24 protein-coding genes are annotated in these 26,447 nt (G+C 41.9%); 16 read left to right on the forward strand and 8 right to left on the reverse strand.

Features of this window, described 5'->3' with window-relative positions:
- Positions 1-22: 22 nt before the first annotated feature.
- The 5 genes from DFQ04_RS06240 (at position 23) to DFQ04_RS06260 (ending at position 4,893) form a co-directional block, all read left to right on the forward strand.
- Entirely contained in the window at positions 23-1,366 is a 1,344-nt protein-coding gene (locus DFQ04_RS06240; protein WP_133553756.1) for a TolB family protein, read from the forward strand.
- Positions 1,367-1,395: 29 nt separating this feature from the next.
- The gene (locus tag DFQ04_RS06245; RefSeq protein ID WP_133553757.1) at positions 1,396-2,796 is read left to right on the forward strand and encodes a Gfo/Idh/MocA family protein; all 1,401 of its coding nucleotides are present in this window, start codon (positions 1,396-1,398) and stop codon (positions 2,794-2,796) included.
- Between the two features lie 64 nt (positions 2,797-2,860).
- Positions 2,861-3,445, forward strand: a complete 585-nt coding sequence (locus tag DFQ04_RS06250; RefSeq protein ID WP_133553765.1) for a Crp/Fnr family transcriptional regulator — start codon at positions 2,861-2,863, stop codon at positions 3,443-3,445.
- 77 nt (positions 3,446-3,522) lie between these two features.
- Entirely contained in the window at positions 3,523-4,044 is a 522-nt protein-coding gene (locus DFQ04_RS06255) for a DinB family protein (RefSeq protein ID WP_133553767.1), read from the forward strand.
- 108 nt (positions 4,045-4,152) lie between these two features.
- Complete coding sequence (locus tag DFQ04_RS06260; protein WP_133553769.1) at positions 4,153-4,893, forward strand: family 16 glycoside hydrolase; 741 nt, start codon at positions 4,153-4,155, stop codon at positions 4,891-4,893.
- A gap of 62 nt (positions 4,894-4,955) precedes the next feature.
- On the opposite strand, the gene DFQ04_RS06265 is transcribed toward DFQ04_RS06260, so the two are convergent.
- Positions 4,956-6,296 (reverse strand): ammonium transporter, encoded by a 1,341-nt coding sequence (locus tag DFQ04_RS06265; protein ID WP_133553771.1) that lies wholly within the window; start codon positions 6,294-6,296, stop codon positions 4,956-4,958.
- A 249-nt stretch (positions 6,297-6,545) separates the two neighbouring features.
- On the opposite strand from DFQ04_RS06265, the gene DFQ04_RS06270 reads away from it, so the two are divergent.
- The gene (locus tag DFQ04_RS06270) at positions 6,546-7,424 is read left to right on the forward strand and encodes a hypothetical protein (protein WP_133553773.1); all 879 of its coding nucleotides are present in this window, start codon (positions 6,546-6,548) and stop codon (positions 7,422-7,424) included.
- 179 nt (positions 7,425-7,603) lie between these two features.
- Positions 7,604-8,146, forward strand: a complete 543-nt coding sequence (locus tag DFQ04_RS06275) for a fasciclin domain-containing protein (protein ID WP_133553775.1) — start codon at positions 7,604-7,606, stop codon at positions 8,144-8,146.
- 223 nt (positions 8,147-8,369) lie between these two features.
- Here DFQ04_RS06275 and DFQ04_RS06280 read toward each other — a convergent pair whose 3' ends face one another.
- The gene (locus DFQ04_RS06280; protein WP_133553777.1) at positions 8,370-9,278 is read right to left on the reverse strand and encodes a helix-turn-helix domain-containing protein; all 909 of its coding nucleotides are present in this window, start codon (positions 9,276-9,278) and stop codon (positions 8,370-8,372) included.
- Between the two features lie 159 nt (positions 9,279-9,437).
- On the opposite strand from DFQ04_RS06280, the gene DFQ04_RS06285 reads away from it, so the two are divergent.
- The 8 genes from DFQ04_RS06285 to DFQ04_RS06320 all read left to right on the forward strand — a co-directional run bounded on the left by DFQ04_RS06285 (position 9,438) and on the right by DFQ04_RS06320 (position 19,211).
- Positions 9,438-9,887, forward strand: coding sequence for a cupin domain-containing protein (locus DFQ04_RS06285; protein WP_133553780.1), 450 nt, complete (start codon positions 9,438-9,440; stop codon positions 9,885-9,887).
- A gap of 19 nt (positions 9,888-9,906) precedes the next feature.
- On the forward strand, positions 9,907-10,359 hold the full coding sequence (locus tag DFQ04_RS06290; protein ID WP_133553782.1) for a nuclear transport factor 2 family protein: 453 nt from the start codon (positions 9,907-9,909) through the stop codon (positions 10,357-10,359).
- A 21-nt stretch (positions 10,360-10,380) separates the two neighbouring features.
- Positions 10,381-11,985, forward strand: a complete 1,605-nt coding sequence (locus tag DFQ04_RS06295; protein WP_133553784.1) for a carboxylesterase/lipase family protein — start codon at positions 10,381-10,383, stop codon at positions 11,983-11,985.
- A gap of 63 nt (positions 11,986-12,048) precedes the next feature.
- Complete coding sequence (locus DFQ04_RS06300; protein WP_133553786.1) at positions 12,049-13,155, forward strand: aldo/keto reductase; 1,107 nt, start codon at positions 12,049-12,051, stop codon at positions 13,153-13,155.
- Between the two features lie 2 nt (positions 13,156-13,157).
- Positions 13,158-14,048, forward strand: coding sequence for an alpha/beta hydrolase (locus tag DFQ04_RS06305; RefSeq protein WP_243739639.1), 891 nt, complete (start codon positions 13,158-13,160; stop codon positions 14,046-14,048).
- A gap of 85 nt (positions 14,049-14,133) precedes the next feature.
- On the forward strand, positions 14,134-16,374 hold the full coding sequence (locus DFQ04_RS06310) for a xanthine dehydrogenase family protein molybdopterin-binding subunit (protein WP_133553788.1): 2,241 nt from the start codon (positions 14,134-14,136) through the stop codon (positions 16,372-16,374).
- Between the two features lie 100 nt (positions 16,375-16,474).
- Positions 16,475-16,933, forward strand: a complete 459-nt coding sequence (locus DFQ04_RS06315) for a (2Fe-2S)-binding protein (RefSeq protein WP_133553790.1) — start codon at positions 16,475-16,477, stop codon at positions 16,931-16,933.
- 10 nt (positions 16,934-16,943) lie between these two features.
- Positions 16,944-19,211 carry a xanthine dehydrogenase family protein molybdopterin-binding subunit gene (locus tag DFQ04_RS06320; RefSeq protein WP_133553792.1) on the forward strand — a complete coding sequence of 756 codons (2,268 nt, stop codon included), beginning with the start codon at positions 16,944-16,946 and terminating at the stop codon, positions 19,209-19,211.
- A gap of 73 nt (positions 19,212-19,284) precedes the next feature.
- Here DFQ04_RS06320 and DFQ04_RS06325 read toward each other — a convergent pair whose 3' ends face one another.
- On the reverse strand, positions 19,285-19,659 hold the full coding sequence (locus tag DFQ04_RS06325; protein WP_166637267.1) for a nuclear transport factor 2 family protein: 375 nt from the start codon (positions 19,657-19,659) through the stop codon (positions 19,285-19,287).
- A 101-nt stretch (positions 19,660-19,760) separates the two neighbouring features.
- Positions 19,761-21,239: a pyruvate kinase gene (locus DFQ04_RS06330; protein ID WP_133553795.1), complete on the reverse strand. Its 1,479-nt coding sequence runs from the start codon at positions 21,237-21,239 to the stop codon at positions 19,761-19,763.
- Positions 21,240-21,443: 204 nt separating this feature from the next.
- Here DFQ04_RS06330 and DFQ04_RS06335 point away from each other — a divergent pair, with 204 nt between their 5' ends.
- The gene (locus tag DFQ04_RS06335; protein WP_133553797.1) at positions 21,444-22,163 is read left to right on the forward strand and encodes a DUF4397 domain-containing protein; all 720 of its coding nucleotides are present in this window, start codon (positions 21,444-21,446) and stop codon (positions 22,161-22,163) included.
- A 59-nt stretch (positions 22,164-22,222) separates the two neighbouring features.
- On the opposite strand, the gene DFQ04_RS06340 is transcribed toward DFQ04_RS06335, so the two are convergent.
- From DFQ04_RS06340 to DFQ04_RS06355, 4 genes are all read right to left on the reverse strand, one after another.
- Positions 22,223-23,839: a mechanosensitive ion channel family protein gene (locus DFQ04_RS06340; RefSeq protein ID WP_133553799.1), complete on the reverse strand. Its 1,617-nt coding sequence runs from the start codon at positions 23,837-23,839 to the stop codon at positions 22,223-22,225.
- Between the two features lie 136 nt (positions 23,840-23,975).
- Positions 23,976-25,307, reverse strand: a complete 1,332-nt coding sequence (locus DFQ04_RS06345) for a porin family protein (protein ID WP_133553801.1) — start codon at positions 25,305-25,307, stop codon at positions 23,976-23,978.
- A complete protein-coding gene (locus tag DFQ04_RS06350; RefSeq protein ID WP_133553803.1) occupies positions 25,294-25,842 on the reverse strand; it encodes an RNA polymerase sigma factor in 549 nt (182 codons plus the stop codon). Before DFQ04_RS06350 ends, DFQ04_RS06345 begins: the two co-directional genes overlap by 14 nt.
- A gap of 24 nt (positions 25,843-25,866) precedes the next feature.
- On the reverse strand, positions 25,867-26,385 hold the full coding sequence (locus tag DFQ04_RS06355) for a hypothetical protein (protein ID WP_133553805.1): 519 nt from the start codon (positions 26,383-26,385) through the stop codon (positions 25,867-25,869).
- Between the last annotated feature and the right edge of the window lie 62 nt (positions 26,386-26,447).

Consider the following 26,447-nt stretch of genomic DNA (forward strand, 5'->3'; position numbering starts at 1 on the left):
CATCTCCCCATTCCTTACGCCTATGAAACCCCAAAAGACCTCCTCCTCTCCGCTCAAATTTCTGAATGTGTTTTTCGGGACTTTTCTGGTCCTTTCCTCATTTATCAATTCATTTGGCCAAAGTTCGAGCGATTCGGTGGCCATTATTCATCTGCTGGAAAGAGAAGCTTTAACCTGGAGAATGGGGGACATCCAAGCCCATGCAGATTGCTGGGAAGAACGGCCTTATGGGAAAATTCTGGTTTCAACTGCCACAGGCCAATTCTTTGATGCCCCAGTTTCTTTGATGAAAAACCCTCCCCCTTCCATGATCGGTTCGGGTGGAATGGCTTTTCTTTCGAATTTTAAAATGAGTATTCAAGGCAACAGCGCTTGGGTAAGTCACGATGAAGTATCAGTTTCCAAAGAAGGCAAACAAAATTTCTCCACAGAGATAAGGATGCTTGAAAAAGTGGGCAACGACTGGAAACTTGTAGGTCAATCTAATCATCAATTTATGCCTCCAGCAGAGAAAAAAGATACGACAAGCTATATCCAAACTGCGGACATCTACACAGGTAGAATTGAAACCGTCTATTCTGCAAATAAGCACATTGAAGCGCCCAACTGGCATCCTGACAATTATTTGATTGTCAATAGTAAGGGGAGAATTTACACCCTGGACTTGGCGACAAAAGAGATGAAGGTATTGGATACTGGATTTGCCACCGCTTGCAACAATGACCACGGAATCTCTCCGGACAATAAATGGCTAGCTATAAGCCATAACGATCGAAATGACCCTTCCCCTAAACCTTACAAATCCGTCATTTATATCCTTCCGATAACCGGAGGGGAGCCAAGGAGAATAACTCCTGAAGTCGTATCCTATTGGCATGGATGGAGTCCAGACGGGAAGACTTTGGCATACACGGGAGAGCGGAATGGGAATTTTGACATCTACACCATCAGCGTTAATGGAGGAAAGGAAAAAAGACTGACTGACTCAGAAGGTCTGGATGATGGACCGGATTATTCCCCTGATGGAAAATACATTTACCTTAATTCTTTCCGCACAGGCCATATGCAGCTTTGGAGAATTGATGCTGATGGAAAAAATCCAGCGCAATTGACTTTTGATGATTATTCCAATTGGTTCCCCCATCCTTCACCGGATGGAAAATGGATCGCTTATATTTCTTACCTGGAGGATCAAGCACAGGGACATCCTTTCGGAAAACAGGTCAAACTCCGTCTGATGAACTTGGAAACCAAAGAAATTAAAGATTTAACCCCTGTGTTTTTTGGGGGACAAGGCACTTTCAATGTACCTTCATGGAGTCCTGACAGCAAGAAAGTTGCTTTTGTCAGTTATGCCATTCAATAAATTACCATTTCCAATAACCCATTAAACCCATGAAAAACGATTCTTCCGCTTCTAGAAGAAGATTTCTTCAACAATTGGGAGCAACAAGTATTGCCACCGCAGCCACTCCCTTTCTTTCTTTAGGTGCACAGGAAAAAGCCGAAGAAAGAATCCTCCACTACGAGCGAAAAATCTCCTCCAACGACACCATTCGAATTGGTGTGATTGGCTATGGAGTTCAGGGTCATTTTGACTTGACCACCGCTTTAAAAGTTCCTGGAGTGGAACTGGCAGGTATTTGTGATTTGTATACTGGAAGAATCGAAAATGCAAAAGAGCAATTTGGGCCAGATCTATATACCACAAGAAATTATAAAGACTTATTGGATCGTCCGGATATTGATGCGGTTTTGATCTGTTCTATGGATTGCTGGCATGCCCAGATGACCTTGGATGCTTTGGCAAAAGGAAAGCATGTGTACATCGAGAAGCCTATGGTTTCCAAGATTTCCGAAGGCTATCCAATTATGGAAGCTGCGAAGAAATCCGGAAAAGTAGTTCAGGTGGGAAGTCAACGGGTGAGCAGCATAGGCTACCAAAAGGCGAAAGAACTCTTGGCAGCTGGTGAAATCGGCCAATTGAATATGGTCAATGCAGTCTATGACCGTCAGAGCTCGATTGGGGCTTGGGAATACACCATTCCAAAAGATGCCAGCGCGGAAACAACCAATTGGGATAAGTTTATCGAAGTCACGGAAAAAATGGAGTTCGACGCCAAGAAGTTTTTCTGGTGGAGAGCTTTCAAGGAAGTGGGAACTGGTGTGGCTGGAGATTTATTTATCCACCTCTTGAGTGGAACCCACCTGATCACCAATTCCAAAGGTCCTGAGACCATTTTCAGCACAGGTCAATTCAGTTACTGGAAAGACGGCCGAAATCTCCCTGACGTGATGTCTGGGATTATGCAATACCCGGATAGTCCTGAGCACCCTGCATACATGATGACTTTGCAGGTGAATTTTATCAGTGGAACTGGGGGACAGGAAATCGTCCAATTGGTAGGCTCTGAAGGGGTGATGACGCTAAGAGGAAATGGATTGAGTGTGACCCATAGCATTTTACCGGAGGCACCGGGATTTGGAGGATATGATTCCTTATTTACTTTCTCCAAAAAAATGCAGGATGAAATGCGGGCCGAGTATGATGCCAAATGGACTCCGGAGCAGAGAAGAAGACCGACAAAAGAGGATTTCGTATTCAAAGCTCCAGACGGATACAGCGATCATTTAGATCACTTTACCAACTTCTTCGATGCGATCCGAACAGGTAAGCCTGTGGTAGAAGATGCTGAATTTGGATTCAGAGCAGCCGCTCCTGCCCTAGCCTGTAACCAAAGTTATTTCGACAAAAAGATCATTCACTGGGACCCGGTGAAATTGAAATTGAAGTAAATCCAAACTACCAAATCCAACCTTTAAGGGGTTGGATTTGGTGTATTTTTCTTAAACCCAATCTATGGCCAAAGAAGCCTTACTCAAATTCTTTCTGAATTATTTTCCAATCTCTGCCGAGGAAAAGGCCCTGATCGAACCAAGGTTTGAATTAAAATTCATCAATAAAAAAGGGAAAATTCTACAGGCTGGAGACACATGTAAGGTTTACACTTTTGTGGTCTCGGGGTGCTTCCGAATGTACGGTGTGGATGACAAAGGCTTTGAACACAACATCCAGTTTGCAGCAGAAAATGACTGGATAGCAGATATAGCAAGCTTTTACACGGGCAAACCCAGTTCTTTGAATATTGAAGCCATAGAATCCTCCGAAGTACTTCAAATCTCCCAAACTGATCTTTATTTTCTTTTCGAAGAAATATACAAGCTCAACAGGATTTTTAAAGTTACAATCGAACAGAAATACATCGAATTACAGAATCGGGTTTTACAAAATTTCAGTTCCACCGCTGAGCAGCGTTACCTTGATTTTTTAGAACAATATCGCATTTTGTCCAACAGACTCCCGAATACTCAGATTGCTTCCTATTTGGGAATCACTCCTGAATTTTTGAGTAAAATTCGCAGAAACCTAGCTGAGAAGGGGTAATTTCTTAAACTAGGTTAAGGATAAAAGGCTCGCAGAAATAGGAAATTTGTATCTTCTAATTATAAAACCTGACACTTATGAAAATTTTAGCAACCCTCGCCCTCTTTTTGGGATTGACTTCACTAAGCCTTGCCCAAAGTTCTGTTGACGATATGGTCAAAGACTGGGAAAGAGCTAAGGCTTATACCAAAGAATATTTAGATGCCATGCCCGCGGATAAGTATAATTTAAAGCCAACTCCAGAAATGAGAAGTTTTGCCCAGCAAATGCTTCACCTCACGGACGGAAATTATGGATTTACTTCAGCCGCTACAGGGATTGCCAGCCCAGTTGGAATGGGTGAATCTGAAAAAGCTGCCGATCAATCCAAGGAAAATGTCACCAAATTAGTCATGGCAGGATATGATTTTGTGATCAGCAGTATCAAAACTATGACTCCTGAAAAATTAGCCGAATCTGCCACTCTGTTTGGTAGATTTGAAATGACCAAGGCCAAGGCACTGGAGAAGTGCTTCGAGCATCAGACACATCATAGAGGCCAGACTACCGTTTACATTCGACTTGGTGGGGCCACACCTCCACAGGAGAAGCTGTTTTAAGAAAATCTAAATACCCTTTTCTTTAAGATTAGGTCAATAAACACTGACTTGATCCCAAGCTAAAGTGAGTCAAAACACTCCCTTCAGGGAATTCTATTTCAAGAAAAAATGAAAAAACACACTCTCCTTTTAGGGCTTATATTCATTTCATTGAATATTCAGGCCCAGGTTCTCAAGCTCAAAAAACAGGAATTTGAACTTCATAACGTGACTGGTGAAATCGTCAAATTTCAGGGAAAGAAAGTCCTGAAAATTGAGCGTGATTTGAATGCCTTGCCTTTTGATTCCACCAGATTGGAGGCAACAGTCGATGAACCACACTATGCTAGACTTCTTGGATTGGATGATTTCGAAAATGGAACCATAGAAGTAAAAATGTACAGTAAACTTAAAGTTCCTGCTCCTTTTTCAGGTATAGCTGGATTTATAGGTTTGTTTTTCCGAGTGAAAGAGGATGATTCGGAGTTTGAAAGTATTTATGTCCGTCCCAAAGTTGGAAGAGCAAGCAGTCAAAGATTGAGAAATCACTCTGTTCAATACTTTTCTTATCCGGATTACAAATTTGACACCCTTAGAAAAATAGCTCCTTATGAGTATGAAGGTTCAGCCCCCACTGCTCTAAACGAATGGTTTACCATGCGAATTGAAGTTAATGGGGAATCCGCCGAAATGTTCATCAACGACGAAAAACACTCCTCTTTTATAGTAGATAAGATGTTTGGAAAAAATAAAAAGGGTTTCGTAGGCTTATTTGTAGATATTGGGACCATCGGGTATTTCCGCGACCTGAAAGTGACCAAACGAGCTTATCAGGAAAAGAAGACAGGAGAAAAGATTTCTGATATTTAAAAATAAAAAGAAGGGAGGCTGAATCGAATCGGTCTCCCTTCTTTTTTTGGTTTTATTAGATTCTAAACACTTTTCAAGGATTCACCATGCTGGGAAAGATCAAGTCCAAGTTCTTCGTATTCTTCCCGCACCCTCAGCGTGACTACTTTATTGAGAAGGAAGAAAATCAGATACGACATGACAAAAGAGAAAATCACCACTCCTACCAATACCATCATGTGGGAAAAGAACACTCCCCATCCCCCATAAAGCAAACTAGCCCCTTCCTTATTTGCAAAAATTGCCGTCAAAATCATCCCCATAATCCCTCCGATTCCATGACAAGCAAATACATCCAACGTATCGTCAATTCTTTTCAAAGCCTTCCAATTCATTAGGACATTGGACACAATCGCACCGATAAAACCAAAAGTGAAACTTTGCGGAACCGTAATATATCCTGCTGCCGGAGTGATCACTACCAAACCAACTACAGCTCCAATACAGGCCTGTAAAGCCGAAATTTTTCTTCCCTGAATCCGGTCAAAAAGCACCCAAGTCATCATGGCAGTAGCCGAACTGATGGTCGTAGTGGCAAAAGCCATGGCTGCTGTTCCGTTGGCTGCCAAAGAAGAACCTGCATTGAATCCAAACCAGCCAAACCAGAGCATACCGGTTCCCAAAATCACATAGGTAATATTCGAAGGATCGTGATTTGGGCTTTTTCTTTTCCCAATAAATAATGCTCCTGCCAAGGATGCCAAGCCTGCACTGATGTGAACCACAGTTCCCCCAGCAAAATCAACTACCCCAAAATAACTTCCTATCAGTCCATTGGGATGCCAAACCATGTGGCAAAGCGGAGTATAAACCAAGACTGTAAAGATGCCAACGAAGAACAGGTACCCGATAAATCTTACCCGCTCCGCAAAAGATCCAGTAATGATTGCCGGAGTGATCACGGCAAATTTCATCTGAAACAGCGCAAACAAAACGAATGGGATTGTCGAACCTAAAGCTAAATGAGGAAGTACAGAAACCTGGTCAAAAAAGGTGTATTGGAATGGATTTCCGAGTATCCCATAATAAGTCCCGTCAATGGTAATTCCCAACCAAGGATCTCCAAAGGCAAGACTAAATCCAACAACCACCCAAAGCATAGAAACTACGCCCAAAGAGATAAAACTCTGAAGCATAGTGGAAATCAGGTTTTTCTTGCCTACCATTCCTCCATAAAACAGGGAAAGTCCGGGAGTCATCAATAAAACCAAACAAGAGGCCGTCAGCAACCAGGCAATGTCTGCAAATACCAACTGATCTTCCGTTCCAAACCGATCAAGGATGGGTTCTTTTGCTTTCCAAAAGAAACTGATTACGGGCGCTGCTATGGTGATCAGAAACGCCAATTTCCATTTAATCTTCATGAATTCTGTTTTTTTACGGCGGCAATAATACGGTCTTTTATTGCAAAAAATTTAATCAATCAGATATTTAATTTTAAACTAAGCAGATAAACCGATATAAAATTACAAATCAAAAGGTTTCAGTTTAATCCTATTTTTCCTCTTTTTCGATTTGAGGTAGTGAGAAATAATTTTAAAAATTACTTTTGAAGACTAGTTTAGTTTTCACATTTTACTGATACTTTAACTTTGAAAGGCCCCTTTATTTGCATGAGAATTATCGCTTCACTTTTCCTCTTTCTTCTCGTAAATTCACTTTTCGCTCAAGTTCAAATCGTTGCAGAGCAGGATCAGGATCGAAACCTCACCCTATTTTCGATGAATCCTGAAAAAATACCCTACACCATTCGGATAGAGTTTTCGAGTTTAGAGAATCTTGAATCCATGATGGGAAACATCATTTTTTCGGTAGCTGAGCCCGGAAAAAGCACTTTGGTAAAGCTGAAGTCGATCTATGTTAATGAGAAGACAGGATTCCGGTACAATACCAAATTATTCAAGGGAGATTTTACTCTGCCAACTCAAAAGGATCAGCCCTATCTGATTCCATTGGAAGAAGGTACCAAACTGTCTATGAGGCCATTGATTGTTCAAGTCAATTCATCAGGACCCAAATCTTCAAATCCACCCTATTCTGGAGTCGGATTTTTCTTTGAAAAACCTGCATTGGTTTGTGCCCCCAGAAAAGGAATTATTTCTGAGATAAAGATGGATAAGGAAGTAAATACCTCAGGACCGACGGATTTCGAATCCGAAAACTATCTGGAGATTTACCATCAGGATGGGACATTTACCCGTCTTTCTGGCTTGAAAGCCAATTCTCAAAAAGCATCTCTCGGTGAAACTGTCATCCCTGGACAGCCTATTGCTGAGACTATCGAGCAAGCAAATCCCCATGTAAAAATGATTCAAAGCCGTTGGGAAATGGGGGAAATGGGAATGATTTGGATCAACTTTCCTATAAAAATTTTAAGCGCAAGCGGCGAGTCAGAAAGTAGTATTCCATCTGAAGAACTTATTTCCCAGCATCCCAAAGAAGTGATCATTTTGGAGTTGGATAAAAAGGAATTGAAGAAATTTCAAAAATAGTACAGACCAAATTCTTAAGCCTTTATCAAAATCTAAAAGGTATTGGATCAAAAAAGGCCATCCAAAAACCAAAACCAACTTAAGGAATTCCTTGTCAGGTGGGTTGTGCTTGAAAATATTTTTAAACTATCTCCTCTCCAGCTTGTTATTAAGGGGAAATATAAAAACCTACTTAGTAAATGAAATCAACAAAAATTTTAGCCTTGGCAGGAAGTTTCCTTGCTATGGGATTATGGACTGCTTGTAGTGCTCCAAAAGAAGAAACTACTGAAGAAACTGTGGTTGAGGTTGTGGAAGAAACTCCTGCCCCATCCAATACTGTAGTAGACATCGCAATTGGTTCTCAGGACCATACTACTTTGGTGGCTGCGGTTCAGGCTGCCGGCTTAGTAGAAACATTGAGCGGAACAGGTCCATTTACAGTTTTTGCTCCAACCAACGCAGCTTTTGCAGCTTTGCCTGCAGGAACAGTGGAAGGACTTCTGAAGGCTGAAAGCAAAGACGCTTTGACAGGAATCCTTACCTACCACGTAGTAGCTGGAAATGTGATGTCTGGAGATTTAAGTGATGGCCAAGTGGTAACCACTGTGAATGGTCAAACTTTAACAGTATCTATTAAGGATGGAAAAGTTATGATCGGTGGCGCAACTGTTGTAGCTGCAGATTTAGCTGGAAGCAATGGCGTGGTTCACGTAATTGACTCAGTATTACTTCCAAAATAATCTCTAAAAAGATTTATACTAAAAGGCTGGTTCTTAAGAGCTAGCCTTTTTTTTATGCACTTCGGTTAAAAAATAAATCTGAATAATTAATTAAAGAAACCCCATTTCACTCACTAGAGCTGGACATCCGTTTCTTAGCAGCAAAAGTAACTTTGGATCAAGTTCATTTGGACAGGCGGTGGACTGTTGACCATGGTCTGTAGACGATTATTGGCTTTTGAATTTAATTTACCGACTCCCTAAATTCTTTAGGAGACACTCCTACCTGCTGCTTAAACAACCGTGTAAAATGCTGGGGGTATCTGAATCCCAAACTGTAGGCTATTTCTGAGATTGAAAGTTCTCGGTCATAAATCCGCTGTTTTGCGATTTCGATCAGCTTCAATTGGATAAATTCCTGGGCACTTTTTCCGGTTTCTTTTTTCACCAGATCCCCAAAATAATTCGGGGAAAGATTCTGCTCTTCTGCAAAATGAGCCACCAAAGGAATACCTTTTTCTTGCGCCTTTCCCGATCGGATATAAGATTTGATAGCCGATTCGAATTGCTCCACCACATTTCTATTGACTGTGTCTCTGGTAATAAACTGTCGATCGTAAAAGCGCTGGCAATAATTCAAAAACAGTTCAATAGCAGATAGGATGACTGTTTTACTATGCTTATCAATCCTCTCTGAAAGCTCGTCTTGAATCTTTGCGAAGCAATCCAAAACGATTTGTCTTTCCTTGGGTGACATATGCAGCGCCTCATAGGTCTCGTAGGAGAAAAAGTTATAATCCTCGATTTTTTTACCAAGGTGAGTGCCTAAAAGTAAATCCGGATGAAATAAAAGCGCATATCCGGACATTTTTGGTCGCTCTCCGATTTTCGAAATATTAACCAATTGACCAGGACCGACAAACACCAAGGTTCCTTCCTGAAAGTCATAATTCTTTCGACCATACCTAATCTCGCATTCCTCCCCTTCTTTGAGAAAAACCCCATAAAAATGGTAGCGAACTGCTTTGGTCCCCGTGTTCTTGGGCCATTCTCCCTTGGATAAATCCACGACTGTGACCAGAGGGTGCATGCTGGATAATTTCAAAGGGCTGCAGTAGTCGTTTACATTCCAGAGATCTACGATTTCTTCCATGGCAAAAGGATTTGAATCAAAAATAGGAAGAGTCCCCATATAAAAAGGCGACAAAACAGCCTTTCTGTAAAAATGGTAAGTAATTCAGTAATCCGGGTAAGTCATTTAGAATTAAAGGGATATAGTTTTGAAAGAGAATTTCTTTTAAATTAATTCTACATGAAAAAAATAATTTTCTCTTGTCTAATTCTTTTAGGCTTAGGCTTTCAGGTCAAAGCACAGGATTCGGAAATTTTCCCAAAAGGACCAAAAGCAGCAAATGTCCACCATATCGGTGACATTTACTTAAGTTCACTTGTCCAGCCGGATAGCACTTTTGAGTTTGGAGTAGGCTATGTAGTCTCGGAAGCAGGCTCACACCTGTATTGGCATGAACATCCCGCAGGTCAAATCCTTTTCATTTTGGATGGAGAAGGATTATACCAAGAGCGTGGCCAAGCCCTCCAAACCGTAAAAAAAGGAGACATCATCAAATGCCAGCCGGGGATTCAGCATTGGCATGGAGCTACCCCAAATTCAAGAGTAATCTACATGGCAGCATCTCCTGCTGGCAAAGGAGCCACCATCTGGCACGAAGCACTAAAACCGGGTGAATACCCTTCCAAATAATTGACTAAACTCTAATTCTATGAAATCTTTACTCAATACAGCCCTTCTATTTACCTTGGTTTGCTTTAATTCTCAAGCGCAGACCACTCCTACCGAACAAGAAGTCATCAAACTCTCCATGGACAAATGGAAATGGATGGCCGATAAGGACATCGCCAAACTTACCCCCCTTTTTGATCCGCAAGCCAAATTTGTCCACATGAGCGGCACCTGGAGCACTGCCAGAGAACTCGAAATCATCGAGACAGGCAGCATCTGGTACAAAAATGCCGATGTAAAAGATACTGCCATCGAAATTGTAGGAAACACAGCTATTGTCTGGAATAGAATTGCATTGACGGCCAATGTAAGAGGCAATGATGTCGTGACTGAATTTACCGTAACGGAGGTTTACCAAAAAGAAGGCTCTGATTGGAAAATGCTTGCCTTAACCTTCAGCAGTGTCAGAGATACGCATCAGATTGAGAAGTAAACTCCCTTCAATTTAAATTTCATGAAAAAGTTATTCCTCTTCAGCCTATTAGCCATCCTGTCCTTTTCCTCTTTTGGACAAGGCCCCTTGGTTCAAACCAAATCCGGTAGAGTACAAGGAGTCATCGAAGAAGGCGTTTCAAGTTTCAAAGGAATTCCATTTGCAGCACCTCCGGTCGGCGAATTTAGATGGAGACCTCCGCAGCCAGTCGAAGCTTGGGAGGGGGTGAGAGAAGCTACTAAGTATTGTGCAGATTGCCCGCAGCGAACTTGGCCAGGCTCAACTGTGGTCACCTCAGAAGATTGTCTTTTTCTTAATGTATGGACTCCGGCTTTGGCATCGGAAGGGTCCAAATTACCTGTGATGATATGGATCCATGGAGGTGGATTTACAGGAGGAAGCGGTGCAGGCCCAGGATCAGCCGGGGATTCTTTTGCCAAACAGGGAGTTGTTTTGGTAACCATTAATTACAGATTGGGAAGATTAGGTCATTTTGCCTTTCCAGCTTTGAGTCAGGAAAATCCAGATGAATTCAAGGGCAGTTATGCTTATATGGATCAGATTGCTGCCCTAAAATGGGTACAGGAAAACATCGCTGCATTTGGAGGAAATCCTGACAATGTGACCATTTTTGGATTTTCCGCTGGCGGTGTCTCTGTTCATTCCTTATTATCCATTCCATCTGCCAAAGGATTATTCCATAAAGCCATCAGCCACTCTGGAGGAGGTCGAGATGGTGTTTTGACTGGTAGACCAATTGACAAAGAAAATGCCGATCCACTTTATAACATTTCTGCAGAAACCATCGGAATCAACTTTGCCCGAAGACATGGGATAAATGGGACAGACCAAACGGCATTAGCCCAACTACGCGCCTTGTCGGCAGATCAAATTGTGGATGGAGGACAAGAGACTGATAGTCTCGGAAACCGAACCTATTCAGGTCCAATCTTGGATGGTAAACTGGTGGTAGAAACTGCAGAAAGTGCTTACATGGCAGGAAGACAGCCTAAAGTCCCTTTGATGATTGGTAATTCCAGTGCGGAAGTTGGAGGAGCTTTTGTCAACAACAGCACATCAAAAGAAGAACTCTTTGCTCTATTTGATGAACTATCCGATGAATTCAAAGCTGCTTTTGATCCCGAAGGAAATAAGGAGTTTGCCGAAGTTCAAATTAAGTTCAACACGGATTGGGTTTGGGGTGAACCTGCACGAATGACTGCAAAAGCATTTTTGAAGCAAGATCAGCCGGTGTATATGTTTCAATTTGGGTATGTGCCTCCCGCCAATCGTGCCAGATCACCTTATGGTGCAGGTCATGGATCAGATATCCCTTTTGTATTCAATACGCTCAATGCCCGATGGGGAGCTCAAGGGGAACCTAGTCCAGAGGAAATTAGACTTGCAAGAATAATGAACACTTATTGGGCAAACTTTGCCAAAACTGGAAATCCAAATGGAAACAATCTACCGACTTGGCCAAGCTTCAACTTGCAAACGGAGCAAATTTTGGATGTAGATTTGGATGGAAGAGTTGCAAGCATGCCGGATCCCCGTAAATCTAGATTTGATGTGATTGAAAAGGCTTTTAAAAATAGAGCAAGACGTCAATCCCGTGGGATCTAAATATATTCCTTAAAGAAAATTGAACTACTCAAACCAAGAGAAGAATCCATTCCTAATAAATTCATGAAAAAGCATTCAGAAATAAATCGCAGAGAATTCTTCAAAAATGCCAGCTTAGCAGGAGCAGGACTGATTCTTTCTTCAGGTGCTGCCATTGCCTCCACTAGCTCTAATGAGGAAGTACTTCCCTCCTTACCTACCCGAAAACTTGGACCCCTCACAGTTACAGGACTCGGATTGGGTTGCATGAGCATGGTATCAGGCACCTACAATCCCACCCCTCCCAAAGATGAGATGATTGCTCATCTTCGAAAAGCTGTGGAAATGGGAGTTACCTTTTTTGATACTGCGGAAGTCTATGGACCCTATGGCAGTGAAGAATTGGTTGGAGAGGCACTGGAACCATTTAAGGGAAAAATCACCATCGCATCCAAATTTGGATTTGAAATTCAAAATGGCCGAAGAATGGGGAGAAATGCTACCCCAGAATCGATAAAGAAAGTAATTGATGGTTCACTGAAACGACTTCGAGTTGAGGCAATTGACTTGTACTATTTACATCGAATGGATCCCAATGTACCAGTTGAAGATGTCGCTGGTGCAGTAAAAGATCTAATTTCAGCCGGGAAAGTAAAGCATTGGGGGCTTTCGGAAGTATCTCCTGCTACCCTACGAAAAGCACATGGTGAGCTTCCAGTTGCTGCTTTGCAATCTGAATACAATATGGCAGAGCGTGTGGTGGAAAATCAGATCCTAGCTACTTGTGAAGAGTTAGGAATCGGCTTTGTGCCCTGGGGGCCTACGCATCGCTCTTTCCTTACCGGAAGATTCAATGAATACAGCAGATTTTCCAGTGAAGACCGACGATCACAACTACCTTTCTTTTCAGCTGAAGGATTTGGGCAAAACATGGGATTCCTAAGAATTGTAAGAAAATGGTCGCAGCAAAAAGGAATTACAATGGCTCAATTTTCTCTAGCTTGGCTTTTGGCTCAAAAACCATTTATCGTGCCTATTCCTGGAACTACCAGCCCTCAGCATCTTGCGGAGAATCTGGGAGCCTTGTCTGTGAAATTCACCGCAGCAGAACTCGCTGAAATCAGAAAAGAAATGGAACCATACCAAATAATGGGCGTTCGTGCTCCAGAAACAGCCTTCATTGATCAATAACTATGAAAAAATTCCTGCTGGTTTTCCTCTACCTTGGAATTAGTGGTTTTGGTTTTTCACAAACCAACCGGGTGATGAATTTATTTCTTGAGGGAACCCTCCTACACGGAAATATTCCCTACCAAGGCGATACGCTGAGGAAACACCTGCTGGACATTTACCTTCCTCCCAATGCACAAGAAAAAACTCCTTTGGTGATTTGGATACATGGAGGAGGCTGGCTGACCAATGACAAATATGCCGACATGAGCTACATGAAGGAAACCATTTCCGCCTTAATGAAAGAAGGATATGCGCTGGCTTCCATCGATTACCGATTTAGTACCCAAGCTACTTTTCCCGCTCAGATGCTGGATTGCAATGCGGCAATTTCCTTTTTGTATGATCACGCTGAGGAATATGGATTGGATAGAGATCGCTTTGCCTTGATGGGTTTTTCTGCTGGAGGACATTTGGCATCCATGGTCGGCCTATCCAAAAACGGCAAGGTTTCAGATTTCTTTATCCCAAAATCTAGTCAAAAATTCAGATTTAGGGCAGTAGTTGATTTCTATGGACCGGCAGATTTAACCCTGTTTCCAGGAGCAAATGATCCCAAATCACCCGAAGGATTACTTATCGGAGCTGCTCCTTTGGATCGTCCCGATTTAGCCAAAGCGGCAAGTCCGGTAAGCTATGTAGACGAAAAGGACCCTCCATTTTTGATCATTCATGGAGAAAAAGATGACTTAGTCTCACCTAGACAATCTCAACTTTTGCATTCTTGGCTGAAGGTTAAAAGAGTTCCTTCCGAACTCATCATTGTAAAAGACGCTCCACATTTCGGAGCTATGTTTGATGTGGAGGAAATCAGAACAAAAGTCCTAAACTTCTTAAAAGAAAGCATGCAATAAACCCGCTAATCAAAATCACCTTGCTATTACTGAAAAATTCCAAGTACTTAACAATCAAAACCAAAGAATAAATAAGTCAAATTCCATGAAGACTTTTCCTGACAAAATCAATCGAAGATCCTTTCTCAAAGTCTCCGCACTTGCAGGAGGTGGAATGATTCTGAGCTTCAATTGGCTGGCGGGATGCAAGCCAAAGGAATTGGAAACCTTGGGAATGCCGAAGGAATGGTTTAGACTCAATGGGTATATCAAAATCGGGGAAAATGGATTGGTCACCATCATGTCCCCTAATCCAGAAGGCGGACAGAACGTCAAAACTTCCATGCCGATGATTGTGGCGGAAGAATTGGATGCAGACTGGAAAAATGTGGTGGTCGAACAAGCTCCGCTTGACACGGACAATTTCACTCGTCAATTTATCGGAGGAAGCCAAGCGATCCGAATAGGCTGGAATGCTTTGAGAACTGCAGGTGCAACGGCGAGAAACCTACTGATCCAAGCAGCCGCGCAGACGTGGAATGTTCCTGCAGAAGAAATTACCACCGAACCTGGCTTTGTACTTCATACCGCAAGCGGCAAGAAAGCGCACTTTGGTGAAATGGCCTCTTTGGCAGCAACCATGCCCGTTCCTGAAGAAATTCCTCTTAAGGAAATCTCCGAATTCAGAATTATTGGTCATTCCCATAAGAATGTGGAGGCAAAAAATATCGTCACCGGAAAGCCGCTTTTCGGGATTGATTATAAAAAGCCCGGAATGCTTAAAGCGATGATTATTCATCCCCCAGCACATGGCTTGCGCTTGAAGTCTTTTGACGATTCTGCTGCGAAAGGCATGCCTGGGATCAAGGCTATTTTTCAAATCAAATCCCATCAGGATGAGTATGAACGAACCTTCTTTGATACTACAAGTTTTACGGATTTGGTAGCGATCGTCGGCAATTCCACTTGGGAAGTGATGAATGCCAAAAAGGCAATAAAAGTTGAGTGGGAGCCTTTTTCTACCTATGAAGAAAAAAGAGATTGGAACGGAAGAAAGGAAATCAGAACCATTCCGGGTGGCTTAGAAAATGAAGCCAGCCAAATTCAACAAATGGCGGAAGCCTCCAAAAAGGCCAGAATCGCTCGAAAGGACGGAAACCCTGAAACTGCTTTTGCAAAGGCTGCTAAAGTCATTGAAAGAACTTTCCATGGTCCATTTTTAGCCCATAACTGCATGGAGCCGATGAATTTCTTTGCACATGTGCAACCTGACCGTATCGATTGTGCCGGCCCGCTTCAGAAACCTGAATTAACCGAACAGGCACTTTCTGCTCGTTTGGGAGTTCCAATTGAAAACATTTACATCGACATGACCCGTTTGGGTGGTGGGTATGGCCGTCGCTCTTATGCGCATTGGCTGATCGAAGCCGCCGTGATTTCCAAGGAAATGAACGCACCGATCCACCTGCAATACACCCGAGAGGATGACATGACCGGGGGAATTTATCGTCCCATGTATCGGGCTACCTATAAAGCTGCCCTAGATGAGAATAACAACCTGATTGGATTTCAGGTGAATGCGGGAGGATTAGTCGAGCCCCCACTCTACGCCGATCGATTTCCCGCTGGAGCTGTTGAAAATTATCTAGCGGAAGAATGGACCGTTGCTTCTAATATTACGGTTGGTTCTTTCCGCGCTCCCCGATCCAATTTTATCGCGGCTGCTGAGCAGTCTTTCTTGGATGAAGTGGCAGAAGCGGCGGGAAAAGATCCGATCGATTTTCGTTTGGAGCTTTTGAAAAAAGCAAAGGAAAACCCAGTTGGTGAGCGAAATGATTACGATCCAGATCGCTATGCAGGCGTTTTGGAATTAGTAAAAAGCAAATCCATTTGGGGACAAACTCCAGCTGGAATTTCAAGAGGCGTTTCGGCTTATTTCTGCCACAACAGCTATGCAGCGCAGGTGGTAGACTTGAAAATCGAAAATGGACAGGTAGTCGTAGAAAAAGTAGTTCAGGCCGTGGATTGTGGATTACTGATCAATCCAGATGCTGCCAAAAACCTTTGTGAAGGGGCTGCTGTAGATGGAATCGGAACAGCATTATTTGGAGAATTAAAGTTTGTGGAAGGAGCCCCTGACCGGACTAATTTTGATGGATACAGAATGATCCGAATGAAAGAGGTTCCAAAAACAATTGAAACCTATTTTGTGGAAAGCCAGGTGGATCCAACCGGTTTGGGCGAGCCTGCTTATCCTCCAGTATTTGCCGCATTGGCAAATGCCCTTTATCAAGCCACTGGAAAACGATTCTATAATCAACCTTTTATAAACCAATTAAACACCTGATTCTAGTTTTACCTACTTGATTTCTAAAGCTTTCAGTTTGAATTTCGTAAGGTTCAAGTAAGCAGAAGTAACTAAATTTAAAATCTAAATTGAAAATTTTATGGCCCTTTTCAACCTCACAATTAACGGCAAATCCCAACAAGTCGATGTTGATCCAAATACCCCCATGCTTTGGGTTTTGAGAGATCATCTGGATTTAGTGGGTACTAAATTTGGTTGCGGCATCGCTCAATGTGGAGCTTGCACCATTCATCTGGACGGAAACGCTGTCCGTTCTTGCCAGCTTCCGGTTTCTGCAGCAGAAGGAGCTAAAATCACCACGATAGAAGGTCTTTCCGAAGAGGGGGATCATCCAGTTCAAAAAGCCTGGTTGGAGCATGATGTACCTCAATGCGGCTATTGTCAGGCTGGACAGATCATGAGTGCTGCAGCACTTTTGGCACAGAATCCAAATCCTTCTGATACAGATATTGACAACGCAATGAACGGAAATATCTGCCGCTGTGGAACCTACACCCGAATCAAAGCAGCTATTCATACTGCATCCAAAAACCTTTAATTACTAGACTATGGCAACTGTAAATACAAAATTAGATCGAAGATCATTTTTGAAAGTATCTGCCCTAGCAGGTGGAGGAATGATGCTCAGCTTTAGCTGGCTGGCAGGATGTAAGCCTTCTTCCAAGGAGGAACTTATGGCGATGCCCAAAGAATGGTTTGAATTGAATAGCTACATCAAAATCGGAGAAAACGGAGCGGTTACGCTTTATTCCCCAAACCCGGAATTTGGCTCCAATGTCAAGACATCCATGCCGATGATCTTGGCGGAAGAACTTGATACCGATTGGAAAAATGTATTTGTGGAGCAGGCTGACTTTTATCCAGAGCGATATGATCGTCAGTTTACAGGAGGAAGCCAAGGGATTCGCCAAGGCTGGAAGCCAATGCGAACTGCAGGGGCAACTGCCCGCGCTATGCTGATCAATGCAGCTGCGCAAACATGGAATGTTCCGGCCGCTGAGATTACTACTTCCGCTGGAATTTTGGAACATAAGGCAAGTGGAAAAAAAGCCCATTATGGTGAAATGGCAAGCTTGGCTGCCACTTTGGAAGTTCCTGAAGAAGTTCCTTTAAAAGACGTCAATACCTTCACTATCGTCGGAAACTCCAAAAAGAATGTCGATGGTAAAAAAATCGTAACCGGAAAACCTCTTTTTGGAATTGACCACAAAGTTGAGGGAATGAAATATTCGGCTATCGTGCATCCTCCTGCATTTGGAATGAAGCTCAAATCTTTTGACAAAAGCTCAGTAAGCGGAATGTCCGGGATTTTAGATGTCTTCCCAATAAATATTTTTAAAGAAGATTACGATAGAAACTTCTTTGATACTGCAACTTTCCCTGAGATTTTAGCCATCGTAGGTAACTCCACATGGGAGGTAATGCAAGCCAAAAAATCACTAGTCGCAGAATGGGAAAATGCCCCTGAGACCAGTTTTAGCATGGCTGGCTTTGGGGGTAGACCAAGCACTCAAGTGAAAGTTCCAGCCGGCTTGGAAAATACTGTAGCTCACAAGGAGCGAATGGCTGAATACATAAAGAAAAGCGGAACTGTAGTTAGAAGAGATGGAAATCCAGAAGAAGGGTTCAAGAAAGCAGCAAAGGTGATCGAAAGAACCTATACTGTTCCTTTCTTGGCTCATAACACCATGGAACCCATGAATTGCTTCGCGGATGTCAAAGGAGATAAAGCGGTGGTCTATGGAGCAACTCAAGCTCCGGATTTTATCATGAATGCACTTTCTAGCAGTCTTGGCCTACCAAAGGAAAACATCCAAATCAATCTTGCTCGAATGGGTGGAGGTTTTGGAAGAAGAGCCTATAGCCACCATATGGTAGAAGCTGCTTTAATTTCTCAGAAAATTCAGGCTCCTGTTTCTATGGTTTATACTCGTGAAGATGACATGTCGGCTGGAGTATATCGTCCAACCTATTCTGCAACCTACAGAGCTGCTTTGGATGAAAACAATAACCTTTTGGCATTTCACGTGAAAGCTGGAGGGATTCCAGAATCTCCGCTTCATGCCAATCGTTTTCCTGCAGGAGCTATTGACAATTACTTGGCAGAAAGCTGGGAAATTCCATCCAACATCACCATAGGTGCATTTAGAGCACCTAGATCCAACTTTATCGCTGGTGCAGAACAAAGCTTCCTGGATGAATTAGCTGAAGCCATGGGCAAGGATCCAATTGAGTTCCGCTTGGAATTACTCAAGAGAGCTGAGACTAATCCAGTGGGAGAAAACAATGATTATGTTCCTAAGCGATATGCTAGCGTGCTGGAATTAGTAAGAGATAAATCCAATTGGAATAGTCCACAACCGAATGTAAGCCGAGGCGTATCTGCTTATTTCTGTCATAATTCTTATGTGGCCGAAGTGGTAGATACAGTAATCAAAGATAATCAACCAGTGGTGGAGGCTGTATATGCAGCAGTGGATTGCGGAATCGTGATTAACCCAGATTCGGCTAGAAATATGGGTGAAGGTGCTATTGTGGACGGAATTGGAAATGCTTTCTTTGGAGAGTTAGCCTTTGAAAACGGAGTTCCAACCAAAACCAATTTCGACAAGTATCGAATGATCCGTCACAAAGAAGCACCGAAGAAAATCGAAGTGCATTTTGTGGATAATGGCGAAGACCCTACCGGATTGGGAGAACCACTCTTCCCTCCTGTGTTTGCAGCTTTGGCAAATTCCCTCTACAAAGCAACAGGCAAGCGTTACTACGATCAGCCATTTGCGCCTCAATTGGAAATGCAGAATTTGAAGATGTAACCTAATTAGATAGAAAAGAAAAAGCCTTCCTGATCTTGAATTAGGAAGGCTTTTTTATGCAGTTGACAAATAATTAATGAATATCAGGGGTATGAAGATGAGAAGATACCAACTTCCAACCTTCTTCTCGTTCTATCCAAACATCAAGAAAATTAACCCCGGAGGATTGCTGAATTCCTTCGATAGAAAGGGTTATTTGCCCTTCTCCATGTACTACACCTGTATTTCCATAAACCCTGGCAAAAGTCTTTTTCAAGATTAGCTCCTTAATTTCTTTGGTTCTTTTGGAGATAAGGCGAGTTAATTCAGCTTTGGTCTCCGGCTTTCCCTCTGAGCAAATCAAGAGTCCCTCATTATCAAAAATCTTCTCCAGATTTTCCAGATCACTGTTTTCCCAGATCTTGAATTTTTGACGGGATAGTTCGATTAATTCTGATTCTGAAATCATAGTTTGTAGCGGTATAGCTTTTGTCATACAAACCCTGTGCTAATTCCAGAAAAAGAATGATTAAAGTCTAAAAAAGTCCAATTTTGGGTAATTATTTATCCTTAGGAAAACCCATGTTGAGCAATTTTCTCGAAAAAGTGCTCTGCAATTTTCAATGGTCTAAACACCAACCTATTCTTCTTTTTCAATGCCCTGCTCCTTTTTGCAATGTCTTTCAGAGTTTTTAGCACCTCCAAAGTATGATTCCCTTTGTTTATTAAAATGCACTCAGCCATAGCTGCACGACCTGCATCGGTAATTTCTGCTCGAGAGGCGACACCGAATTTGTGCAAGTTCTCCAAAACCTGAGTTGCCCAAATCACCGGCACATGAGCAGCCTCACAAAGCCATGAAATTTCTTCCTGAATCTCGACCAGCCTTTCAAAACCAATTTCCACAGCTAAATCTCCCCGGGCGATCATCACTCCGAAAAATTCTTCTTTCATTCCTTCCAGAAGCAATTCCGGCAGATTGACCACCGCCTCATGCGTTTCGATTTTCAAGATCACAGGAGGAATTTCATCTGAAAGCTTCCTCATTTCAGTGCGCAGCATTATCAGGTCTTCCGGACTTTTTACAAAAGAAAAACCAACCGTATCAGCATATTCGACTGCAAACGGCAGACAAGCACGATCAAAGTCTGTCAAAGCCGGAACTTTCAGTTCCGAATCAGGAAAATTGATCCCTTTCTCTTCCTTCAATCTGTTCTTTTTGGCTGAGTTCCTTTCTACAGTTAGTAGTGCTCCTCTTTTATTCTTCTTTAAAACTCTTGTTAAAATCAGCCCATCGTCGATAAATACCCTTTCCCCAACGTTTAGCGCCTCCACAACTCCCTTTTCGTTGGGACTTACCACCACGTCCTTATCTGAAAAGCCCTCTCCTGAATCACTGAGCCAGAATTTTTCTCCCTTATCGATTTCCACTCTCCCACTTTCTTTTCCCTTTTTGAGTAAAACAGTTCTGATCTTTGGCCCTGCCAAATCCAAATGGATTTTACAAGGAATCCCTGATTTCCGACTTTCTTTTCGAATCTCTTTGATCATCTGAAGCCAGATAAGCTCCTCATCATGAGCACAATTTATCCTTGCTACTCCCATTCCATTTTTCAGAAGCGATCTGACTAAATCTTTCTCCCTTAAAAAAGATTTATCAAAAGTAACCATGACTGAAGTGGGCCACTCCTGCAAATGACTCCCAAACAAATGTTCACTGGAAGCTTTGATTTTTTGAGAACCAAATTCCATAGTAACCGCCGATGAGGCTGAAAAATCAAGTCCAAGCCTTTCTAAAGTAACTTGAATCTGATGCAGCGTATGGCTTTCGCAGCTGGCTAAAGATGAAAGCCCAAATCGATGCAACTGAGCCTGCAATTCCTGAATTGGGGTTTTTCTAAGGATCAAATAATGCAGCAAGTTTTTAGCCGATTCCTGTTGGCTTGGGTCTACCCTACCGAGTAAATCTTTATACTTTTTACTCACCTCCTGCATTTCAGCTTCCAATTCAGTTAGCTGATTTTTTATCTCCAATAGTTCTGGGTTCATATAATCTGATCTTTCACCCAATTTCCCAATAAAGCAGCACAAATACAGGTATTTTCTTTCCAAACTGATAAAAATCAGGGATTAAAAAATCCCGCTCATAGTCAATGGATTAGGCTACCCGAATTTTTATTTCAAATTAAAATGGTAGCGAAAAAGGGCATAGAGGCGTCTAGGGATCAAATTCTAAACTAACCCAAACTATTTATGTACCCAGCCAAAAGCACTTGGAGAGCAAAATTTCACCTAGTCCTTTCTGTTGTCACCTCAGTGACTCTTCTCTCTTCCTGCATGGGAGACTTGGAAGCTCCAGATTTTCCTCCTACTGCCTACGTTTCCATTTATCAAGGATCACCAGATGCTCCAGCCATGGATATTTTCGCCAATCAAAACAAGGTGAATCGGGATCCGATGTTGTTTTCCCAAGCATTGCCATACAATGCATTTTTCCCGGGTGATAGAGACTTCAGATTTGCTTCATTCAATTCAGCCACTTCTCTTTTGGAAAAGGACTTCAAGCTGGAAGCTGATTCGGTTTACTCCCTATTTGTGGTCAATGAAAGCTCAAATCTTGATGCAGTCTTAATCCAAGATAATTGGGAGGAGCCAAAAGCTGAAAGTGCACAAGTACGATTAGTTCACCTTTCTCCAGACACCGAAAATGTGTCCCTAGTCATCACTCAAGAATCTACAAAAACTATCGAAAATGTGGCTTTTAAGGGATCGAGTGAATTTATTGAAATTCCTAAAGGAACAACCACACTGGTGATTAGATCAAAGACCACAAATCAAACACTATTAACTTCTGATGTCCTCGATCTTAAAGGAAACAGGGTGTATTCTGTCCTCATTAGAGGGCTCAAAGCAGAAAGCAGCGGAAATAAAAAATTGGATTTGCAGATTTTGACCAACTACATCAACTATTAAAAGCGCCTCATTTTTTAAGCTGGAATCCCGGAGCCTAAAGCTTCGGGATTTATTTTTGCTTATTCTTTGGAAGGAATGGTGCTATCAGAGCCATCTCGATTGGCTCGGTAATGAGGGGACATAATTTCTATGTCATTATCCCTACAAAAATCCTGGATATTCTGATGAAGCTCTGAATAAACCTTCGCTTGAATATTAGCCATTTTGGTATAGGCATTCAATTGGTAAGAGACATAAAAATCGTCCAAACTGGTTTGGAGCACAAAGGGCTTTGGCTCGGTCATTACATGCTCAGTGGCAATAGCAGCATCTATTAGAACTTTATGGACTTTTGGCCAAGGAATATCATAGCCCAAAGTAATGGTAGTATGAAGAATCAAGCCTTCTTTCTCAGCTTGAAGCGAATAATTCACTGTGTTGCCGGAAAGTACTGATGAGTTGGGAATTGTAATAATCTCATTTTTGGTGGTCCTGATTCTGGTCACCAGCAAAGTTTTTTCAATCACATCACCAGTTGCATCTGCGATTTTTATCCTATCTCCTAATTTGAAAGGTCGCATGTAGGTAATTACCAGACCTGCAATCATGTTGGTAATCGCAGAAGAAGATCCTAAAGAGAACAAAATGCCTAAAAATACACTTACTCCTTTGAAGACAACAGAATCTGATCCAGGCAAATAGGGAAAAATCAATACCAGCATAAAAGCTAACAGGAGAAACCGGGCGATGTTGTAGGTAGGCATGGCCCAATCCGGATGAAATCCAGAAATATTCAGCTTTTCATCTTGAATTTCCTTAAAAACAAACCTGACAAACCGAATCAAATAATTGACAAAAATGACAATGACTAGAATGCTGAAAAGATTGGGAAGGTAGTCCCAAATAGCCCTGATTCCATCTTTAACTGGATCTAAGACAAGATTTAAAATGATTTCAGACCAATCTCTTGAGAAGGGAAAAATGCTGAATAAAATTGGCAGTAATAGGTAAAGGAAAAAAAAGATTAGAACCCATTTAAAGAAATGTAAAACCTTGGTGGCCAAAATAATTTCTTGATCTTTATTCAAAAATGTATAGCCCTTATAGCTTAGATCTTTGAAGATCACTTTTTCTTTTCTTCTTATCCAACCTTCCAATTTCTTCGTTCCTTTCCCCACCAAGTAAAAAATCAGAATGGCAGATAAAAGAGCTGCCAAAGTCATCACAATTCGTAAAAGCCAAGCTTCAGCTTGGTTTTCCTTTTGGTATTCCAAAATGTATTGATCGATTCTATTTCTGCACCTCAATGCCAATTCTTCAACTCCAGCTCCATAATTCTTCGCATCCAGCGATGAAATTGAAACGATAATTTGGTCTCCATAAAGCACATCCATGGTACCTTCAATCTCTTCTAATTTTAAGGAATCAGAATTATATCTGTCATTTCTAGCCAATTCATAAATCCTTTGAGTAACCCGAGCTGCACGGTCCTCTGCTTTCAAGGAGCCTAATCTCGAATAGACTAAAAAGAGCGTATCTTGATTGGATCCATATACTGGATACCCCGGAAGGGTTAAAGTGTCAGAAATAATTTCACTAGTTAAAGTTGAATTTTGTCCGAAGGCAATGGTGAAAGAGAAAAGAAAAAACGAGACCAATCCAACTAAAATCCAAAAAGTGCTTCTTGTATATTTCATAGAAATTCGAATTGACTTTTAAGATACTTCGAAAATTCAAATTCACCTCTCTTCAAAAAATCGAAAATAGTGTTTCAAATTAAAAACCACCCAAAAAATGAATTCTGGGTGGTTTAGGTTGGTCTAGAGTTCGATTTTATTTCTTTTGAATGTTCCCAAAGTTCACTTTCAGCGCAGCCCCAAAGAACCCAATATTAGTACCCGTAGCGGTAATATCTTGAATCGGGTAATTGTAAAATGGCATCAGTAGATAGCTGGTCTTTTTGGATTCCAACAAACGGATATTGATTCCCAAATTTGCGGTGGCAAAAGGATAAAATTTGGAGCTTGGAGTATCGAGGGTAGAAAGATTTGCCACAGACTCATTTTTGAAAGAAACCGAATTAGCCAAAGCAGACTGAGCATCCACTACAGATACCTGACGGGTATATAAAAATTCTCGCTGAGAACTCTGATTAAACGCCACTAAATTGGAAAAGCCAGCTTGAATTGAAATCGATTTATTTCTCGTGATGGCATACGTCACAAAGACTGGGATGTCCATCTGTACTTGCTGGATTTCAGTACGTTCATTGCCTGGATAGGAGGCATTCGCAATTCTCACTACTCCTTCTCCCTCACTGGTTTGATTGAAGTAATTTAAGCCCATTCCGGAGCCTAGAGTCAGTTTTTTACCCAAATCCAAATTCATTTGCACGCCCAAACCAATGCTGGAACTCATCACGGATTGATTTTCCTGTTGGCCAGTTCCATAGCCTGGCGAAACCCCCAAGGCCATTGCAATGGGACTGGACTCTTGGGTTTTTACTTCCTCCTTATCCCCAGTAAGGTCGGCAATTTGCTTTTTAAGCAATTCAACTTTTGCAGCCTCTACTGAATCTGCTTGAGTTTCTGCCAAAGTCAGTTGCGTTGAAGTAGTATTAGCCATTTCTGAATTTGTGACTACAGCGTTCTTATCCTCTGCATTCGAACTTACATCCCTTTTCTCAGGATTATCTACTTGAGCCATGTTCGAAGTTTGGGAAGCGTTTTTACTTGATTCCCGCTTTTCAGCAATCCCCTTAGATTGAGATGTTGGGGCATTTTTAGAACCTTCAGATTTACTTTGATCATCCGCAAGTAAATCTATTTTGCTTCCAGAAGAATTGGAATTCCCAACTTGATTCTCCGGGCTTACTTGCTCTTCATTTGTCGGGTTTTCATTGCCAAGACTGCTATCAGCGCTTGACCCCAGACTTAGCATCTCGGGCTTAGTTTGACTTTGAAAATCAAAGGAATTAAAGGCCACTAATAAAATGATCAATGAGGCCGCAACTCCACTTACCCAATAGGTGATGGCTTTGATTTTTTTGGCTTGGCGCTTTTTCTCAAAAGCCTCCCAGGCCCCTTCCTCGTAGGAAATCGGGGCTTGCTCCTGAGCTCGTTTGAGGGAGGACGCCAACCACTTATCCAATTTATCTTCCTGCATATTCTTTCAAATGGGTTTGAATCAACTGACGGAGTCTGGATTTGGCTCTGGTCAGGTAAACTCTGGAAGAGCTCTCGGTGATATTCAAGCGATCAGCGACTTCCTTGTGACTATATCCTTCGACCTCATAGAGATTGAAGACCAACTGCAAATCATCCGGCAGCTGACGCAGGATTTTGAGAATATCCTGGTAGGCCATCTGATCTGGAGCATATACTTCATCGAAAACCGGGGTTTCCCCATCGGCTTCTAAGTGATTTTGGAATTTTTTGTTTTTCCGGTAATAATCTATTGCTGTATTGACGGTAATTCTCCTAAGCCAAGGCTTGAGCTGAGGAGCCTCTTCCATTTTTTTAAAGGAATCAAAGCATTTCAAAAAGGAATCATTGGTGATTTCCAGGGCCAAGTCATGATTTTTGACATAGGAAAGACTGATCCCCATGACATAGCCATAGTATCTCTTGAAGAATACTTCCTCATGCTTCTTAGATCGGCGTTTGCAACCGTCGATCAATTCTGGGTCAGACCAATTCAACGCGAAAATTCCAGCTGTTCAGATTTAATTTTTTATCCATTCACAATTCCCCTCACAGAGATAATCTACAAAGTTGCAATACTCCCGGATATATAGGATCATCCGATCTACGACTTTAGGGTCAAGTGAATAGAATGCTTTTTTTAGATCAATTTCAATTGTTTCAAGCACCATTTCGTCAGTTTGGGTACAAGAATTAAACTCAGGAAACAGAAAAAACTGGACTCTTTCCGGACTACTTTCCTGAGTAAACCCATCCCAAACCAAGCGATAATTCCCCTGGCAAGTTGCCTTTTTTAGAACCGTGAGTAAAAGCCTATCCCCTGTCCTTTTGATTCCTCTAATTTCAAGATTGGCTTGATTACAGATTGGGTCAGAGGCTCTTTCAAAGTTTAACTTTTGAAACTGCTTATTATCCGCCTGAAACTTTGCTTTCCCAAAACTCACCTCATAGGAAATTCCTGTCGCCAAAAACTGATCTGGCTCTTCAGGAGTGCAAGAGAAAAGAAGTAGAAATAAAGAAAATCGATAAATCCAGTTCATGGTGGATTGGTTCTTTGGGACTAGAACGAAAATGAGGGTAAAACGCTACAAAAAATCACTAA

It is taken from the genome of Algoriphagus boseongensis (assembly GCF_004362805.1).
GTDB classification, from domain to species: domain Bacteria; phylum Bacteroidota; class Bacteroidia; order Cytophagales; family Cyclobacteriaceae; genus Algoriphagus; species Algoriphagus boseongensis.

What these genes read in the sequence shown, in the direction of transcription:
- DFQ04_RS06240 (WP_133553756.1), top strand. Translation starts at nt 23, where the DNA reads ATGAAACCCCAAAAGACCTCCTCCTCTCCGCTCAAATTTCTGAATGTG.
- DFQ04_RS06245 (WP_133553757.1), top strand. Translation starts at nt 1,396, where the DNA reads ATGAAAAACGATTCTTCCGCTTCTAGAAGAAGATTTCTTCAACAATTG.
- DFQ04_RS06250 (WP_133553765.1), top strand. Translation starts at nt 2,861, where the DNA reads ATGGCCAAAGAAGCCTTACTCAAATTCTTTCTGAATTATTTTCCAATC.
- DFQ04_RS06255 (WP_133553767.1), top strand. Translation starts at nt 3,523, where the DNA reads ATGAAAATTTTAGCAACCCTCGCCCTCTTTTTGGGATTGACTTCACTA.
- DFQ04_RS06260 (WP_133553769.1), top strand. Translation starts at nt 4,153, where the DNA reads ATGAAAAAACACACTCTCCTTTTAGGGCTTATATTCATTTCATTGAAT.
- DFQ04_RS06265 (WP_133553771.1), bottom strand. Translation starts at nt 6,296, where the DNA reads ATGAAGATTAAATGGAAATTGGCGTTTCTGATCACCATAGCAGCGCCC.
- DFQ04_RS06270 (WP_133553773.1), top strand. Translation starts at nt 6,546, where the DNA reads ATGAGAATTATCGCTTCACTTTTCCTCTTTCTTCTCGTAAATTCACTT.
- DFQ04_RS06275 (WP_133553775.1), top strand. Translation starts at nt 7,604, where the DNA reads ATGAAATCAACAAAAATTTTAGCCTTGGCAGGAAGTTTCCTTGCTATG.
- DFQ04_RS06280 (WP_133553777.1), bottom strand. Translation starts at nt 9,278, where the DNA reads ATGGAAGAAATCGTAGATCTCTGGAATGTAAACGACTACTGCAGCCCT.
- DFQ04_RS06285 (WP_133553780.1), top strand. Translation starts at nt 9,438, where the DNA reads ATGAAAAAAATAATTTTCTCTTGTCTAATTCTTTTAGGCTTAGGCTTT.
- DFQ04_RS06290 (WP_133553782.1), top strand. Translation starts at nt 9,907, where the DNA reads ATGAAATCTTTACTCAATACAGCCCTTCTATTTACCTTGGTTTGCTTT.
- DFQ04_RS06295 (WP_133553784.1), top strand. Translation starts at nt 10,381, where the DNA reads ATGAAAAAGTTATTCCTCTTCAGCCTATTAGCCATCCTGTCCTTTTCC.
- DFQ04_RS06300 (WP_133553786.1), top strand. Translation starts at nt 12,049, where the DNA reads ATGAAAAAGCATTCAGAAATAAATCGCAGAGAATTCTTCAAAAATGCC.
- DFQ04_RS06305 (WP_243739639.1), top strand. Translation starts at nt 13,158, where the DNA reads ATGAAAAAATTCCTGCTGGTTTTCCTCTACCTTGGAATTAGTGGTTTT.
- DFQ04_RS06310 (WP_133553788.1), top strand. Translation starts at nt 14,134, where the DNA reads ATGAAGACTTTTCCTGACAAAATCAATCGAAGATCCTTTCTCAAAGTC.
- DFQ04_RS06315 (WP_133553790.1), top strand. Translation starts at nt 16,475, where the DNA reads ATGGCCCTTTTCAACCTCACAATTAACGGCAAATCCCAACAAGTCGAT.
- DFQ04_RS06320 (WP_133553792.1), top strand. Translation starts at nt 16,944, where the DNA reads ATGGCAACTGTAAATACAAAATTAGATCGAAGATCATTTTTGAAAGTA.
- DFQ04_RS06325 (WP_166637267.1), bottom strand. Translation starts at nt 19,659, where the DNA reads ATGATTTCAGAATCAGAATTAATCGAACTATCCCGTCAAAAATTCAAG.
- DFQ04_RS06330 (WP_133553795.1), bottom strand. Translation starts at nt 21,239, where the DNA reads ATGAACCCAGAACTATTGGAGATAAAAAATCAGCTAACTGAATTGGAA.
- DFQ04_RS06335 (WP_133553797.1), top strand. Translation starts at nt 21,444, where the DNA reads ATGTACCCAGCCAAAAGCACTTGGAGAGCAAAATTTCACCTAGTCCTT.
- DFQ04_RS06340 (WP_133553799.1), bottom strand. Translation starts at nt 23,839, where the DNA reads ATGAAATATACAAGAAGCACTTTTTGGATTTTAGTTGGATTGGTCTCG.
- DFQ04_RS06345 (WP_133553801.1), bottom strand. Translation starts at nt 25,307, where the DNA reads ATGCAGGAAGATAAATTGGATAAGTGGTTGGCGTCCTCCCTCAAACGA.
- DFQ04_RS06355 (WP_133553805.1), bottom strand. Translation starts at nt 26,385, where the DNA reads ATGAACTGGATTTATCGATTTTCTTTATTTCTACTTCTTTTCTCTTGC.